The organism is Streptomyces beigongshangae (genome assembly GCF_019710745.1).
Lineage (GTDB): Bacteria > Actinomycetota > Actinomycetes > Streptomycetales > Streptomycetaceae > Streptomyces > Streptomyces beigongshangae.
Genome location: NZ_JAHKJW010000002.1, coordinates 160866 through 177426 on the forward strand (window position 1 = coordinate 160866; position 16561 = coordinate 177426).

The window sequence follows — 16561 nt, forward strand, 5'->3', positions numbered from 1 at the left end:
TTTCGGGGACCCTCCGCGAATGGACCCGGCCGGCTCAGCACCAGCGGGGCGCCGGGCCGATGTTGTCGATGTACCGGGCCGTTCCCCAGGCCCAGGTGCCGTTCGCGAGGAGGTACCAGAGGGGGTTGCCCTGGACCTTCTCGCCCGGCGTCTTGCAGAAGATGGAGACGACCTCGCCGTGCGCGGCGAAACCGATGACGGCGCTGCCGCGGGTCGGCTTGTCGCGCAGGTGCAGTCCGCCGGGCGCACTGACGCGGCCCTTGTAGTACTTGGAGTGGTGGTCGCCGTGACTGCCGCCGTGGCTGTCGCCTCGACTGCTGTCGTGACTGCTGTCCTGGCGACCGGCCTGGCGACTGGCCTGGGGGTCCCAGTCGTCGGCCGCGAGGACGGGACTCGCGCCACCGGCGACGAGGGCGCCACCGGCGACGAGGGTGCCGCCGGCTATGGCGATACGGGTGACAGCGGTACGCAGGGACATGACGGGCTCCTCCGGAATAGGGGGCAGAGCTGGTTGATCGCCACATTAGGAGCGCGCCCCGGGGCGCGCCCGTCACGCTGGGCCATCGGGGGCGGGTCGCTTTCCGCGGGGGTGTGGCGGTGCCTTCCCCCGACTGTCCGTAAAGAGGGCCGCCGCCTTGCCCCTGGAGCGTCCTGCCTGTTCCCATGGTCATGGGGTGATGGTGCATGGACGGACTGCGCGTCATACCGACCTGGCGACACGGCCGGGAGCGGCTCTACGTCTGCCGTACGGACGGCAGGAACATCGCCTGGTACGACAGGGAGGCCGGCCGGGTCAACCTGCTCAGCGAGGACCGGCGCGAGGACGTGCTGGGCGTTCTCGGTCCGTTCCTGACCGGAGCGGTGGAGGTCGGGCCGCCGCCGGTGCCGACCCCCGCCGAACTCGCGCGGCTGTCCCTGCACCCGGACGACGACCTCGCGCCGAACCGGCCCGGAGAGGCGCTGCAGACCGTCCTCGACCACGAGCCGGGGCCGCAGCGGCCGCTGCGGCCGGATCCCCGGCGCCGGGCACTGGAGGCGGAGCTGGCGGTGGGCGAGGCGCTGGACCGGCTGGAGGGGGCCGGGTGGCACACCCTGCACTCGGTGCCGCTGCCCGGCGGGGACCGCGTCCACCATCTGGTGATCGGCCCGGGCGGACTGTTCGCCGTGCACACGCTGTACGCCCGCAGGCGGCGGGTCCTCGTGGCCGACCCGATGGTCACGGTGGGGCGCGGGGAGGCGCGGCCGGTGCTGCGGCTGGCCCGCGCCGGCGCGGACCGCGCCTCGTACGCCCTGACCGCGGAGGTGCGCCCCGTGCTGGCCTTCTTCGGGCCCAGGGACGTCGCCGTGACGGCGTCCCCGCGTGATGTGCGCATCCTCCTGGACACCGATGTGATGTCGCTGGCCCGGTCGGGCGGCGTCCTGAAACCGGCGGACATCGAGGCGCTGCACGCGACGGCCCGTGACCGGGGGACGTGGGTGCGGGTCTGAGGTGCCTGCTGCGGGTCCGGGGTACCGACCACGGGTCCTCAGGTACCGGCTACGGGTCCGAGGTGCAGGCCCGGTCTGGCGTACCGGATGCTCAGCGTGATCCTTCGCTCACCCGTCTTTGTTGCTGACGTCATACGATATGAATCGTAGGGATTTGTCAGGCAGTGGGTGAAAGCTACCTGAAGGGTGTCGAACGTGAGATCCATTTGGAAGGGCGCCATCTCCTTCGGGCTGGTCAGGATCCCGATCAAGCTGGTGAACGCCACGGAGAACCACTCGATCTCGTTCCGTCAGATCCACACCGAGGACGGCGGTCGCATCCGCCACCGCAAGGTGTGCGAGGTGGAGGAGCACGAGGTGACGCCGTCGGAGATCGGCAGGGCGTACGAGGACGCGGACGGCACGATGATCCCCATCACGGACGAGGAACTGGCCTCCCTGCCGATCCCGACCGCCCGGACGATCGAGATCGTGGCCTTCGTGCCGGCCGACCGGATCGATCCGCTCCAGCTGGACACGGCGTACTACCTGTCGGTGAACGGGGTGTCGGCCGCCAGGCCCTACACCCTGCTGCGTGAGGCGCTCAGGCGCAGTCGCAAGGTGGCCGTCGCGAAGTTCGCGCTGAGGGGGCGGGAGCGGCTCGGCATGCTGCGGGTCGTCGATGACGTCATCGCCATGCACGGGCTGCTCTGGCCGGACGAGATCCGTACGCCCGACAGTGTCGCCCCGGACGTGAACGTCACCGTCCGTGACAGGGAGCTGGAGCTTGCCGATGCGCTGATGGACACGCTGGGGGAGGTCGACCTGGCCGAGCTCCACGACGACTACCACGGGGCGCTGGAGGAGATGATCGCGGCGAAGGCGTCCGGTGAGGAGATGCCTTTCGCGCTCACCGCCGCGAAGTCCGGGGGGCAGGTCGTCGATCTGGTGTCGGCGCTGGAGGACAGTGTGCGGCAGGCGCGGGGAGGGGCTTCACCTCTCCCCGCGGGAACGGCGCGTGAGTCGTCCGGGGGCGCGCCGAAGAAGACGGCGACGGTGCGGGCGTCGACGAAGAAGGCTCCGGCCAAGCCGAGGGCGGGGGCAGGGGCGGCAGCGGGGGTGAGGGCGCAGGCTGAGGGGAAGAGGACGGCGACGAAGAAGACGACGGCCGCGGTGAAGAGGGCGGCGCCGCGTAAGCGGGCGTCGGCCTGATCCGGGGCTTCGCCCCCGGGGCGGCCGGGAGTGGCCGGGGGTGGCCGGGGAGGCCGGGAGTGGCCGGTCGGCTGCGGGCCGTCGTGGGCCGGTCGCGCAGCTCCCCGCGCCCCTGAAGACACGCTGCCGCTGCGTGGGGGGCCGGGTCCGCCCAGGGACGTCCGGCGGGACGATCCGTGAGGGACATGCCCCTGAGGGACGCGCATTTCTTTCAGGGACACGGGGAACGCCACGCCCAGCCCATTCTTTCAGGGGTGCGGGGAACGGCGCGCTCAACCCACGACGCCCCGCACATGCGCAACCGGCGGAGCCACCCCTTCAGGGGCGCGGGGAACGACGCAGACGCCCCCACCACCCGCCCCGCTCAGCGGGGTGAACCCATGCGGACGGGGAGCACCCGGTGTCCGTTCGAGATGAAGGACGCCACCGGCGTCAACCCGCCCTCAGGAACAGCCAGTTCCATCCCCGGATACCTCCCGAAGAGCGCCGGCAGCGCGACCCGCGCCTCCAGCCTCCCCAGCGGCGCCCCGAGACAGAAGTGCACCCCGTGCCCGAAAGCCAGGTGCTCCTTGTCGGCCCGCAGCACATCGAACCGATCGGCGTCGTCCCCGTGGTCCAGCGGATTGCGCCCCGCCGCCGCGTACGCCGCGAGGACCGCCTCCCCCTTGCGGATCACCACCCCTTCCGGTCCGCCCAGCTCCCCGACCGCCAGGTCCTCCACGGCGTATCGCAGGGGAAGACTGGCGACCGGTGCCTCCAGCCGCAGCGTCTCCTCGATCACGTCGTCCCACGTGGCCCGCCCCGCCCGGACGTGCGCGAGCTGTTCGGGACGGGTCAGCAGCGCGTGGACGGCGTTGTCGAGGAGATTGACCGTGGTCTCGTGCCCCGCACTGATCATCAGTACGAGCGTGTCGAGCAGTTCCTGCTCACTGAGCCGCGTGTCGCCCTCGTCGTCCCGGGCCGCGATGAGCCCGGAGGTGAGGTCGTCCCCGGGCGACGCCCGCTTGGCGGCGACGAGTTCGCCGAGGACCGCGTACATCCTCGTGTAGGTGTCCGTGACCTCCTCCGGGCCGGCCGCGGTGTTGAAGACGCCGTCCACCACGGCCCGCAGCTCCGCGCCCTGCTCCTCCGGCAGCCCGAACAACTCGCTGATCACCTGGATCGGCAGCGGATAGCAGAACTCCTCGCGCAGGTCGACGACCCCGGCCCGGCGCCCGGCCTCGTCGATGCGGTCGAGCAGCTGCTTGGTGATCTCCTCGACGCGTGGCTGGAGTGCGGCGGTACGGCGTGCGGTGAACGCCTTGGCCACGAGGGTCCGCAGCCGTTTGTGCTCGCCGCCGTACGCCGTGAACATGTTCTGCACGGCGACCCAGGCGAACAGCGGCCACTCCGGCGAGATCTCCCCGTTGATCCACAGCGGCCAGTGCCGCCGCGCGTCCTTCGACACGCGGGGATCGGTGAGCAGGCGTTTCAGCAGGTCCGTACTGCTGACCGCCCATGCCTCCACACCGCCGGGAAGCTCCACCCGGGCCACCGGACCGTGTGCGCGCAGCCGTGCCGCCTCGCCGTGGATGTCGCGACCGGACGGGTCGATGACGATGCGCTTCCGCTCTGGCATACGAACCTCCCCCTGTTCCCACCTGAAACATGCGAATCACGCTGAAAGTGGTACGTCGAGTGACATTACGCGGTTGCGGGGTGTGCCGACGAGGCCGTACGAGGCCAATCGCGGATGGCCGCAACCTGCCGGTGGAGCAGGCGGGTCGAGGTCTCCGACCCGCTTCAGGATCCTGCTCCCGGGTGAGAGGTGGTGGCGGCCGAACCGTGCCGGACGGCAGCGGGCCGAGGCGGCTGCGGCCACTCGGCCCGGGCCCGCACGTGGCCGTCCCGCCCCGGTGCCGCGCGTACGCCCCCAGCCTGCACCGGCGCGTGCGGCCGACCGGGATCCGTCACCGGACGGATCCGGCGACCCTTCGTGCCGGCACTGTCCGATACCGCCTTGACGCTGTTGAGTTACCGGTAACATCATGGTCTCGCAGCGCCGCCGCCGATCCCGCCTCCGGGCCTCCAGACCCTCTCCCCGGCTCGCCTTCACCCCCCGTTCCCCGAACCGAAGGGAAGCAGCATCCTCATGTCCGCTCTGACCACGGCCTCCGACGGGTTCCGGCTCCACGGGGAGCCGTTCCGGATCGTCTCCGGCGCGATGCACTACTTCCGCGTCCATCCCGACCAGTGGGCCGACCGGCTCCGCAAGGCCCGGCTGATGGGCCTCAACACGGTGGAGACCTACGTCCCCTGGAACCTCCACCAGCCCGAACCCGGCACCCTGGTCCTGGACGGCTTCCTCGACCTGCCCCGGTACCTGCGGCTGGCCCAGGCCGAGGGCCTGTACGTCCTGCTGCGCCCCGGACCGTACATCTGCGCCGAGTGGGACGGCGGCGGCCTGCCCTCCTGGCTGACCACGGACCCCGACATCCGGCTGCGTACCAGCGACCCGCGCTTCACCGACGCGCTCGACCGCTACCTGGACCTGCTGCTGCCCCCGCTGCTGCCGCACCTCGCCGCGTCGGGCGGCCCGGTGATCGCCGTACAGGTGGAGAACGAGTACGGGGCGTACGGCGACGACACCGCGTACCTCGAACACCTCGCGCGGGCCCTGCGCACCGGGGGAGTCGGGGAACTCCTCTTCACCTGCGACCAGACCGATCCCGAGCACCTGGCGGCCGGCAGCCTGCCCGGTGTCCTCACCACCGGCACCTTCGGCAGCAGGGTCACGGAATCGCTGGAGCGGTTGCGTGTCCACCGGCCCGAAGGGCCGCTGATGTGCGCGGAGTTCTGGATCGGCTGGTTCGACCACTGGGGCGAACCGCACCACGTGCGCGACGCCGCCGACGCCGCAGCGGACCTCGACCGGCTGCTCTCCGCGGGCGCCTCGGTGAACATCTACATGTTCCACGGCGGCACCAACTTCGGCTTCACCAACGGCGCCAACCACGACCACGCGTACGAGCCCATCGTGACCTCGTACGACTACGACGCGGCCCTCACCGAGTCCGGCGACCCGGGCCCGAAGTACCACGCCTTCCGCGAGGTGATCGCCCGCCACGCCCCGGTCCCGGACGAGCCCGTTCCGGCGCCGGCCCCCAAACTCCCGCCCACACCGGTCGAACTGGACCACCGCGTCCCGCTGCTCCCGCACGCGAGCGTCCTGGCCGGGCCGGTGCGCGTCGACGCCGATCCGGTGACGATGGAGGAGCTGGGCCTGCGGGCGGGGTACGCCCTGTACCGCACCACGGTCCCCGTGCCGGGCGACGGCGTGCTGCACTTCGCGGGCGGTGTCGGCGACCGCGCCCAGGTCTTCGTGGACGGCGCCCCCGTCGGCGTACTCGAACGCGAACGCCACGAAGAGGCTCTGCCCGTGCGGGTTCCACGGGCCGGCGCCACGCTGGACGTGCTCGTCGAGAACATGGGCGGCGTCAACTACGGCCCCCGCATCGGCTCCCCGAAAGGGCTGCTCGGGCCCGTCACCTTCGACGGCACCGCGCTGCGGGGGTGGCACTGCCACCCCCTGGCCCTGGACGACCCCGGAGCGGTGCCCTTCGCCCCGGTCGCTTCCGCGCCCCCGGGGGAAGGGGCGCAAGGGGCGCAAGGGGTGCAAGGGGAGGAAGGAGAGGCGGAGGCGCCGGCGGATGCCGGGCCGGCCTTCCACCGCGGCACCTTCGAGGTCCGTACGCCCGCCGACACCTTCCTGTCCCTGCCCGGCTGGACCAAGGGCCAGGCATGGATCAACGGCTTCCACCTCGGCCGCTACTGGAACCGCGGCCCGCAGCGCACGCTGTACGTGCCCGCGCCCGTCCTGCGCCCCGGCACCAACGAACTGGTCCTGCTGGAACTGCAGGCCACGACCCGACGGCGCGCCCACCTCACCGACACGCCCGACCTCGGCCCGGTGAAGCCCTGACGTTCTCTTCCCGGAGCTCTCCTGCTGCCTCTCCTGGCGCTTTCCTTCGTGCGCCGACCCTTCGCCTGCGGGTGACCGCGTCGCGTCTCCCTCCCGCCCGGCGGCCTATTCTGTGGGGCAGCCGGGCGGGGTACGACCGCCGGGACGGACCCGGAGGACAGCACCCGCCATGACCCGAAGTGCCGGTGACGGCGTGCCGCCCGACGGACCCCCCGAGGATCTCCCGAAGGACCTCGGCAACGAGCTCCGCAACGACGTCCGCAAGGGCCGCAGCCGGCGCAGCTTCGCGGGCGCGCGTCCGGTGATGGGCGACGTGGCACGGCTGGCCGGTGTCTCCAAGCAGACGGTGTCCCGCGTACTGAACGACAACCCGGCCGTCCGCCCCGAGACCCGCGAGCTGGTCCTGACGGCCATGCGCACCCTCGGTTACCGGCCGAGCCGCAGCGCGCGTTCGCTGGCGAGCGGCCGGACCCGCATGCTGGGGGTGATCTCCTTCGACGCGGCCCGCTTCGGCCCCGCCTCCATCCTGGCCGCGATCAACACCGCGGCCCAGGAGGCCGGTTACCTGGTGAGTTCCATCGCGCTCGACACGGCGGACCGGGCCACCGTCGTACGGGCCGTGGACACGCTGTCGGCCGAGGGCGCGGACGGTGTGATCGCCATCGCCCCGCAGCGCTGGGTGGGCAGGGCGCTGGCGGAGGCACGGCTCGACACCCCGCTGATGGTGCTGGAGAACGACCTCGGCGAGGACGCGTCGTTCGTCACGGCGGACAACCGGGCGGGCGCCCGCAAGGCCACCGAACACCTCCTGGACCTCGGCCACGCGACGGTACGGCACATCGCGGGTCCCGCGGGCTGGCTGTCGGCGGACCGCAGGGCGGAGGCGTGGCGGGCCACGCTGGAGGCGGCGGGGGCCCCGGTGCCGGAACCGCTCGTCGGCGACTGGAGCGCCGACTCGGGTTACGAACTGGGGCGCCGGCTGGCCGACCGCCCCGAGGTCACCGCGGTCTTCGCCTCGAACGACCAGATGGCGCTGGGCGTACTGCGCGCCCTGCACGAGGCGGGCCGCCGTGTCCCCGACGACGTCAGCGTCGTCGGCTACGACGACATCCCCGAGGCAGCGCACCTGCTCCCCCCGCTGACCACGGTCCGCACCGACTTCCCCGAGATCGGCACGCGCTCCCTGCGGCTGCTCCTGTCCCAACTGGACGGCCCGCCGGAACCGGAGGTGGACCGGGTGGTACCGGTGGAGCTGATCGTACGCAGGAGCACGGGCCCGGCACCGCGAGACCGATCCCGCACGGGGTGACGTGTCCGGTCACGAGTCCGGTCATGAACGGGAAGATCTGTGGGGATCAGGCGGGTGGGCAGGCACTTCGCCGGGACAGAGAGGACCCGTGCCGGAGCAAGAGACCTCTGTCGGCCCTTGATCATCGTGCAGGACAATTTTGCACTCCGCGCCGCTGCGGGACCCGCCCCGAAGCCGGTCGGCGGGTTTCTCCCTGATCGGGCGATACGGCGTCCTGGGGCGCGTCGGGTCCGTCGCCCGAACGGACCCGACGGTCTTGGACATCCCGCACCTCCTCCGCGTGAGCCCTTTCCCGAACCCGGGAGAAGCCGGCCATCGGTGCCGGTGAACCCATGGGCCGACGGTGCCTCTGCCGGCGGCGGAGGGCGGTGCGCCGCTGAACGTCACGACGAGGTCCGTTGTCAGTGTCTGCGGGTATGTTCCTGATCGCGCGGCCGGCTTCCGGGGGTTCCAGCTCTGCAAGGAATGGCCGCATCCCCGATCTGTCCGGGGGAGGCCCGGAACAGCCAGGACCCAACCGGCGGTCGGGCTTCGTCGATGGCCAGGAGGCAACCTGCCGGCGCCGGCCGCGCACCACCTGCCCCTGCTGTCGGACAAGGTGCTGTCGAACCGATCGGCACAGCTCGGCGAAGCCGGAGTGGTTGCCTATGACCGCGAGCATCTTGTCCGGGACCTTCCTGGCCCCGGGATCCACCTACTGTGATGCTTCCGAAGAAGAAGCGAACCGCACCATGTCATACGCTCTGCGGTCCTGTGGCCGCGTCTTTCCTGATGTTGCTGTACCGACGTCGTCGCTGCATGAGCGGAGGGGGTCTCGTGGAGCTGAAGGTCATGCGCTGGAAGCGGTACGGACGTGATCGCCTGTACGCGAACCTGCCCGATGGCACCGCGGTCGGCTGGGCGGACGTCACGACGGGGGAGATTACGGTCCTGCGCGCCGAGTACCGCCACGACGTGCTCGTCGTACTGAGACGGCGCTTGTCGAAGATCACCAGTGCGGTCCCGCCGGACGGAGCACTCAAGGCCGAAGCGCGTCCGATGCCGCTGTCGCTGCCACCGCTGACGCCGGCGGACGACCTGGCAGCCAATCCTCCTGGAAAGGCCATCAGCAATCTCCTGGCCGCATCCGGCCCGGGCCCGGCGCGCAGGATCTTCACATGGCTGCTGCGGCGGCCGACGCAGTGGGACTCGTGGCGAAAAGGACTGGCGGGGGAGCGCCGGGTGGGAGCCGAGCTGAATCGCCTGACACGCCACGGCTGGAGGGTCCTGCACTCCATCCCCCTGGCCGACGACGTGGACGTCGACCACTTGCTGATCGGGCCTGGCGGGGTGTTCAGCATCAACACGAAGCACCACCACAAGAGGGCTGTATGGGTGGGCGACGACGCCGTGAAGGTCGATCACGGAAAACCGGCGCCCTACGCACGCAAGAGCCGCGCGGAGGCCAAGCGGGTGAGCCGGGTGCTCGAACGCCATTGCGCCTTCCCCGTACCGGTGGCGCCGGTGCTCGTCTTCGTCGGCGTCACCGATCTGAAGGTGGTCGCCACACAGCTCACCGTACGGGTGTACCAGGAACGCCAGGTATCGGCACTGGCACCGCTCTCAGGCGTGCTGACGGCCGAGCAGGTCGAACAGGTGTACGGTGTCGCCCGCCATCGTCAGGCTTGGCGTCGGGCCTGAGCCGGTGGGCCCGGGATGATGCTTCAGGATCCCGTCCACGTCTCGTCTACGATCCCCGACATGCGGCTGCTTCGGGCAGCATCATAGTCCACGGCTGCTGAGCACCGCTTTAGGAGTTCGGTTCGCGCGCGGTCTGGTGACTGTCGCCGGCTGGTGCGACGGCCGGACTGGAGTGCCGGTGTGCGCCCCCGTCCGGCGTCGTTGATGTCGGCCATGGATGTCAGGAGCCGTGTGAGCCGCCGCTGTGGAGACTGGTCATTTTGCGCGCGCTGGGTCCGTGGTTCGGCGGACACGTCTACGGCATGCCTCGGTGCGGGTGGCTGCGGCGAGTCTTCGAGCTTCACCAGGGACTCCCACTCCTCTGATGCCCCAGGGCGGGTCTCCTGCTTCACGTTAAGCTGCTTCTGCTGCTGGGTGACGGGCGTTTCGGGGGATCGATGAACGGTGCAGGAGGATCTGCTCAAGCGGTCTTTCAGTCGCTGGCGGCTGACGATCCACTGAGCGTGGGAGGGTATCGGCTGGCCGCCCGGCTTGGTGCGGGTGGCATGGGCAAGGTGTATCTCTCGCATACCCCGGGCGGACGTCCCGTGGCGCTCAAGGTGATCCGGCCCGAGTTCGCCGGGGACCCGGAGTTCCGGCGGCGGTTCGCGCAGGAGGTGCGGGCGGCTGAGCGGGTGCACGGCCTGTCTACGGCACCCGTGATCGACAGTGACACGGAGGGGCCGCAGCCCTGGCTGGCGACCGCCTACGTGTCCGGGCCCACGCTGGCATCCGCTGTCGTGGACTATGGGCCACTGCCCGCCCTCACCGTGTTGTTGCTCGCCGCCGGAGTGGCCGAGGCCCTGCAAGTTGTGCACGGTGCCGGCATTGTGCACCGGGATCTGAAGCCGTCCAATGTGCTGTTGGCCGCCGACGGGCCCCGCGTCATCGACTTCGGTATCGCCCGTGCTGCTGACGCCACGGCGCTGACTGGCAGCGGCGTCACCGTTGGTAGCCCAGCCTTCATGTCGCCGGAGCAGGCGGCGGGCCGTACCGTGGGGCCGCCGTCAGATGTGTTCGCTCTCGGGCAGGTCGCTGCCTTCGCCGCGCTGGCCAGGTCCGCTCACGGGGACGGACCGTCCCACGCGGTCCTCTATCGGATCGTCCACGAGGATCCGGATCTCGCCGGACTACCTGCCGAACTGGACGAACTCGTCCGCAGCTGTCTGGCTAAGGATCCGGGCGAGCGTCCGTCGCTCAGTGAGGTCCTTGCCCTGTGCAGCGCGGCGTCCGGCGCCACTCAGTTGCGCCGTCCTGAAGACTGGCTGCCGGGAGCTTTGACGACTGCCATCGCCCAGCGGTATGCCGCTCCGTCGCCGGGTCCGTCGGCACCTGAGCGGCCTGTGGTACCCGGGCATGCTGTACCGCATCAACCTCCGGCGAGCGCGCCTGGCGGGATTCAAACGCCTCCGACGGCGGTGTCAGCCGGAGCGCTCACCCGGCGAGCACCGATGCCCCCACACCCTCCGACGCTGCCGGAGCATCCTCGGCAGGCACCGGCACAGGCGGATCGGCCCGCTCAGCCCGTTGTGCCTGGCGTACCCACCCCCCCTAGCGTCCGGCGTCGGAAGATCGGCGCCCTCCTCGGCTGCGGTGCTGGAGCCGTCGTGCTCCTAGTCGCTGCTCTCGCCGGTCATCTTGGGCGGGGTGGTGGCTCCGGTACCGGCGAGGACGGGAAGCGGACAGGCCCCATCGCCACCGCGTCCCGTGAGGCGACCGCCCCGACCCATCCCTCAGACGGGTCGTCCGCGGGCGGCGCCCATAAGCCGGAGACCTACAAGAAAGTCAAGCTGCCCGACGGCTACTACCTGAAGTTCAGTGACCAGCCACTGATGCCACACGAGTCGAACTACGACGACCTGTACCTAATGTGCGGCGGCACCGCCGGCTGCGACTTTGGCCACTACAACACCAAGCTCGTCCTGCTTGACCAAGGCGAGCAGGGCTCCCTGGACGCCTGTAAGCAGGACACTCGCTATCTGCCCCAGACGATCTCCGTGAGCCGGCTCTCCAAGGGCAGGCAGTTCTGCGCGATCACGCAGGACGGCCTTGTCGCCCTCGTGACGTTCCAGGGCCAATCGCCCAGCACCAGTGCCAGTCAGTACGTCACTCTGGACATCACCATCTGGCGGGATGCCGTACCCGGCGGAGAACAGCTAGGGCTCCAGCTAGAGCGTGTCCGCTAAATGCGAGCCCAGACGAGCACAGCGGCGAGGACGGCGGCCGAGCGGTAAACAATCGCGAGCTTGTCGAACCTCGTGGCCAGGCCCCGCCACTGCTTGAGCAGGGCGAAGGACCGCTCGACCACGTTGCGGTTCCTGTAGGCCACCGGATCGAACTTCGACGGACGCCCACCCGCTGCACCGCGGCGGCGACGGTGCTCTTGCTGGTCACGCCGTTCAGGGGTGACCGCGGTGATCCCGCGGGCCTTGAGCGCCGCTCGGATCGCGCGGGAGGAGTAGGCATTGTCCCCGAGCAGCATGGCCGGGGTTGTGCGCGGGCGGCCTGCTCCGGTCCTGGGGACTCGCAGGTCGCCCAGCAGCCACGGCAGGGACTGGCCGTCGTGCGCCTGCCCGGGTGTCACGACGACGGCCAGAGGTCGGCCCTGACCGTCCACGGCGTGGTGGATCTTCGTGGTCAGCCCGCCGCGGGAACGGCCGATCGCGTGCCCGGCGGGCTCTCGGTGAGCGTCATGGCCTTGACCTCGGGCTGCGTCCCGGCACGTCTCGGGGCGGCGGGTGTTGGTGGCGTGCTGGTGGGCCCGGGTGATGGTGGAGTCCACCGCCACCCGCCACCCGCCACCCGCCAGTCGATCAGCCCATCATCGTCCGCGCGGGCGAGCAGGACACCGAGCACACGGTCCCAGGTCCCGTCGGCCGCCCAGCGGCGGTGGCGGGCCCACACGGTTTTCCAGGATCCGAACCTCGTTGGGAGGTCTCGCCAAGGAACACCGGTGCGATACCGGTAGACGATCGCCTCCACAATGCGGCGGTGATCGGCCCACGGCCTGCCACGACGCCTGGTACTGGAGGGAAGCAGAGGTCGCAAGCGGTCCCGCTGCCGGTCAGTCAGCCGAGCATGACGAGGCATCAGGATCAGACCGTCGAGACGCTGTGCATTCGTGCCTGGCAGCGCGGCCGGGCTCAGTCGATCTTCTTGATCACCCTGGCGGGCACTCCCGCAACCACGGTGCCGGCAGGAACATCACAAGTGACTACCGCACCGGCAGCGACTACCGCACCACCACCGATGGTCACCCCTTGCGTGATCACGGCAGCCGTCCCGATCCAGACGTCGTCCTCGATGACGATCGGGGCGAAGGAGAGGTACTCGCGGCGCTCGGCCAGGGGCAGTGGATGGCCTCCGGTAATGAGGCTGACCTTCGGGGCGATCATGACACCGTTCCCGATACGGATGCCTCCCTTGTCCATGAAGGTGCATCCCTGGTTGACGAAGACGTTCTCCCCGAACGTCGTGTTCAGCCCGCACTCGGTAAAGAACGGCGGGTAGATCACCACCGACTCCGGCAGCGGGCCGCCGAACACAAAGGAGAGCAGTCCCGCGCGACCTTCGCTGTCGCTGAATGGAAGCACGTTCAGTCGAGACGTCGCATCGGTCACCTCCACGATCCGCTCCGCATGACGCGCGAACTCAGGCGTCTGGACATACATGACCTGCTCTGTGCGGGTAGACATGCGCCGATCCCACCACCTCGCAGAACACTCGATCAAACAACCCTGCACCACACCAGACACAACCAATAGTTGTGAAAGTAGGGTGCAAGCGTGGATGCTGAAGTGCTGCGGACGTTCGTGACCGTCGCCGAGACCGGCCAGTTCCAGGCTGCGGCCGACGAGCTAGGGGTCAGCCAGCAGGCGGTCTCCAAGCGGATCGCGGCCCTGGAGAGGCACATCGAGGTCACGCTCCTGGTGCGGACCTCCCGAGGCTCCCGGCTGAACCTGGACGGGCAGGTCTTCCTGCCGCACGCCAAGAAGGTCCTGGCGGCCATCGAACAGGCCGAGCAGGCTGTGCGCCCCGGCAGCCGGCCCTTACGTGTCGACGTCCTCAATCGGCGCATCGCTCCTGCCCAGGCCGTCTACCGGTTCTACCGCTCCCACCCTGGGACGGACCTGGACGCGGTCACGCTGAGCATGGAGAACGCCGCCCAGGCCGCCCAGGCGGTGCTCGAAGGGACCATCGACGCGTCCTTCCGTGCCCTGCCGGCAGACCAGGTCCCGGCCGGAATCAGCGCCGAACGACTCCTGGACGCACCCCTGCAGCTCCTGGTCGGACCCGGCCACCCGCTGGCTGACGCACCCTGGGTCAGTCCTGCGAACCTGGCCGGCCACCGCATCTGGATCCCCGGGATCAAGCCGGGCACGGAGTGGGCGGCGTTCTACCAGGCGCTGTCCAAGACCTTCGGCCTGAGCATCGACGCGCTCGGCCCCAACTTCGGTGACGAGGCCCTGATGGACGCGCTGGCCGACTCAGCCTCGCTGTCCACCCTCGTCGGCAGCGGGGACCGGTACCTCTGGCCCCAGACCCACGACCTACGGCGCATCCCGTTGCACGACCCGACCCCGGTCTACCCGCACGTGCTGCTGTTCCGCAGCGGAGACCAGCACCCCATGCTGACCGCGCTACGCGACCATCTGCGCACCGTAGGCCCGCGAACCCCGCACGATGTGTGGGCGCCGGACTGGGTAGACCACTGACCAGACGACCGAATTAACAGACACGGCCTGGGACGCTGCTCGCGCTGCGTACGGGCTTTGAAATCCGGCCTCCTCCTTATCAGGTCGATCATCGGCGATTACCGGGGGCGATCAACTCTCGTTTGGCTGTACTCATCGTCCGCCGAAGTGCAGTGCTGACCGGTCCCGTACGTGCCTGTTGGTGTCACCCGTTGATGTCGGTCGTCGTACGCGGTCTTGACGCGGCACTGTCAGGCAGGGGGGCGGGTGACCACGTTGACGTTGAACGTGTGATTACCAAGACCGTTCGCGATGCCCGTGAAGAGCAGGGCGAAGTGTTCCTGCCCACGCGCAGAAGTGATGCCGCCGATGTCCAACTGGGACGATGGGGGCCAGCCGAGGTCAGTGAGCAGCCGGCCGGTGGTCTGCTTGGCCTCGGCGTCATCGCCGGAGAGAAACACGGTGCTCGGGCCGTCCAGACCGCCTGGGGCGGTCATCACGGTGGAATCCATCGTGCACAACGTCTTGACGACAGGGGTAAGGGGGAAAGCCTCCTGGATCTGTTCGCCGAGGCTGCTGTTGGGATGCGACAGCTCGGTGAAGTCGTCGGAGAGACCGACCCCGACATCGATCAATAAGGTGCCGGCCAGCGCCGGTGCCCCGATGGAATGCAGCAGTTCTACGGAGACGGTCCCCGGAGTGGCGTTGACGAGTACCTCTGCGTGGGCCGCTGTCTCGTTCAAACTCGCCACGGGGAACCCGAGACCCGTCCGGTTCTCGGGCTGGCGTGAACCGAGGAGCACGTCGTGCCCTGCGGCACTCCAGCCGTGAGCCAATGCTTGGGCGACGTTGCCGGTGCCAAGTATTCCTAAGCGCATGCTGGGACGCTAACTGTTGCCGGAGCTCGGCGAATCGGACCACAGGGCCAGACGAACCGGCACCAAGGACCTAGGTCGTGGTCGCTCGCCACTCACTCCTGCAAGACCGAGCGGCCATCACCCTGCATTGCTCTTGAGCAAACGCGGCATTTTGACGACCACCGCGAGCCACTGTCCGAATGACCTGGACGCCATGGGCCGCGTCTGCTCGGCTCTGCCTGGGTCGGCGGTGGACGGGATGGGAGCTCCTCGCGCACGCCACCACGGGCCCGGCGGTCGGCGACGGCGCCCACCTCCATCCCGGTGCCGGCCGATCCCCCGCCGGAGGCATTGCCTTGACCGCGGGCCGCTCTGTGCGGTGATCGACTCATGGCTTTCGACCCTATCCATGTGTGGGCGCGCGTCGGTGTAGCGCGGGCGGAGCGCAGCCGGGGCTTGATGCCCTCGCCTACGCGGCCGAACTGGGGGAGCTCCCCGAGAACCCGGTCACACTCGTGAAGTGGAAGCCGCCCAAGGTGAGCAAGGAAGTAGACCGCCGTGTCATCGTGAACCCCGGCAGGCCGGGGAGCTCCTGGCGGCGGTCTCGTACGTGGGCGGGTTCCACCGAGCCCGCGGACGTCGGCTCGTCGCGCTGTTCGCCTGCATGTACTTCGGCGGTCTGCGTCCGGCTGAGGCGGTGGCGCTGTGGCGGCAGGACTGCACGCTGCCGGACAGCGGATGGGGCTCGCTGATCCTGGAGAAGAGCCGCCCGACCGTCGGTAAGCGCTGGACCGGGACCGGCGCCGTTCACGACGACCGCGACTTGAAGAATCGGGCGGCGAACGAAACACGCATCGTCCCGGTCCCGCCTCACCTCGCCTCGCCTCGCCTCGTGAGGATGCTCCGCGCGCACATCGGGGAGTTCGGCACGGCCAAGGACGACCGGCTGTTCGCCAACGAGCGTGGGGGAGTGGCCGCCTCGACCACGTACTGGCGTGTCTGGGACGAGGCGCGGCACCTGGCGCTCACGCCGGAACAGGCGGCCTCGCCGTTGGCCGCTCGACCGTACGACCTGCGGCACGCCGCGCTCTCCTCCTGGCTCAACGCAGGCGTGGATCCCACCGAGGTCGCCGAGCGGGCGGGCAACAGCGTCGAAGTGCTTCTGAGTCGGTACGCCAAGTGCCTCGACGGTCGACAGGACGTCGCCAATCGCCGGATCGACGAGCTTCTCGACGAGAACGGCGACCAGGAGGAGAGACCCGGCAGCGGGCCCTGATCCCGACACGCCTCCGACACCCGCACCTGCTGCGGCATGATGGCCCCTGGACCACGGTCCGGGGGC

The 16561-nt window shown here is 69.9% G+C and carries 11 protein-coding genes and 2 pseudogenes; 8 read left to right on the forward strand and 5 right to left on the reverse strand.

The annotated features are described in order from the left end of the window. Positions 1 to 34: 34 nt before the first annotated feature. The gene (locus tag KM933_RS02070) at positions 35 to 478 is read right to left on the reverse strand and encodes an SH3 domain-containing protein (protein ID WP_221348014.1); all 444 of its coding nucleotides are present in this window, start codon (positions 476 to 478) and stop codon (positions 35 to 37) included. Between the two features lie 206 nt (positions 479 to 684). Between KM933_RS02070 and KM933_RS02075 the strand changes: the two genes are divergently transcribed. After that, positions 685 to 1488, forward strand: coding sequence for a nuclease-related domain-containing protein (locus tag KM933_RS02075; RefSeq protein WP_221348015.1), 804 nt, complete (start codon positions 685 to 687; stop codon positions 1486 to 1488). Between the two features lie 195 nt (positions 1489 to 1683). Further along, positions 1684 to 2679 (forward strand): non-homologous end joining protein Ku, encoded by a 996-nt coding sequence (gene ku, locus KM933_RS02080; protein WP_221348016.1) that lies wholly within the window; start codon positions 1684 to 1686, stop codon positions 2677 to 2679. A gap of 364 nt (positions 2680 to 3043) precedes the next feature. Here ku and KM933_RS02085 read toward each other — a convergent pair whose 3' ends face one another. Further along, positions 3044 to 4297, reverse strand: coding sequence for a cytochrome P450 family protein (locus tag KM933_RS02085; protein ID WP_221348017.1), 1254 nt, complete (start codon positions 4295 to 4297; stop codon positions 3044 to 3046). Between the two features lie 513 nt (positions 4298 to 4810). On the opposite strand from KM933_RS02085, the gene KM933_RS02090 reads away from it, so the two are divergent. The 4 genes from KM933_RS02090 to KM933_RS02105 all read left to right on the forward strand — a co-directional run bounded on the left by KM933_RS02090 (position 4811) and on the right by KM933_RS02105 (position 11854). After that, on the forward strand, positions 4811 to 6640 hold the full coding sequence (locus tag KM933_RS02090) for a glycoside hydrolase family 35 protein (protein WP_221348018.1): 1830 nt from the start codon (positions 4811 to 4813) through the stop codon (positions 6638 to 6640). A 304-nt stretch (positions 6641 to 6944) separates the two neighbouring features. Continuing rightward, the gene (locus KM933_RS02095) at positions 6945 to 7949 is read left to right on the forward strand and encodes a LacI family DNA-binding transcriptional regulator (RefSeq protein WP_260332949.1); all 1005 of its coding nucleotides are present in this window, start codon (positions 6945 to 6947) and stop codon (positions 7947 to 7949) included. A gap of 771 nt (positions 7950 to 8720) precedes the next feature. Then, positions 8721 to 9629, forward strand: coding sequence for a nuclease-related domain-containing protein (locus KM933_RS02100; protein WP_430727267.1), 909 nt, complete (start codon positions 8721 to 8723; stop codon positions 9627 to 9629). A 437-nt stretch (positions 9630 to 10066) separates the two neighbouring features. Beyond that, complete coding sequence (locus KM933_RS02105; protein ID WP_221348020.1) at positions 10067 to 11854, forward strand: serine/threonine-protein kinase; 1788 nt, start codon at positions 10067 to 10069, stop codon at positions 11852 to 11854. On the opposite strand, the pseudogene KM933_RS02110 reads toward KM933_RS02105, so the two are convergent. Together KM933_RS02110 and KM933_RS02115 are read right to left on the reverse strand one after the other, a co-directional pair. Then, a pseudogene (locus KM933_RS02110) lies at positions 11851 to 12758 on the reverse strand (IS5 family transposase). The gene KM933_RS02105 and the pseudogene KM933_RS02110 overlap by 4 nt on opposite strands. 53 nt (positions 12759 to 12811) lie before the next feature. After that, complete coding sequence (locus KM933_RS02115) at positions 12812 to 13339, reverse strand: DapH/DapD/GlmU-related protein (protein ID WP_221348119.1); 528 nt, start codon at positions 13337 to 13339, stop codon at positions 12812 to 12814. A 114-nt stretch (positions 13340 to 13453) separates the two neighbouring features. Here KM933_RS02115 and KM933_RS02120 point away from each other — a divergent pair, with 114 nt between their 5' ends. Then, positions 13454 to 14383, forward strand: a complete 930-nt coding sequence (locus KM933_RS02120; protein ID WP_221348021.1) for a LysR family transcriptional regulator — start codon at positions 13454 to 13456, stop codon at positions 14381 to 14383. Positions 14384 to 14613: 230 nt separating this feature from the next. Here the strand turns inward: KM933_RS02120 and KM933_RS02125 are convergent, their stop codons facing one another. After that, entirely contained in the window at positions 14614 to 15240 is a 627-nt protein-coding gene (locus KM933_RS02125) for an NADPH-dependent F420 reductase (protein WP_221348022.1), read from the reverse strand. A 434-nt stretch (positions 15241 to 15674) separates the two neighbouring features. Between KM933_RS02125 and KM933_RS02130 the strand changes: the two are divergent. Continuing rightward, positions 15675 to 16495, forward strand: a pseudogene (locus KM933_RS02130) (tyrosine-type recombinase/integrase); the annotation flags it as partial. Positions 16496 to 16561: the final 66 nt, after the last annotated feature.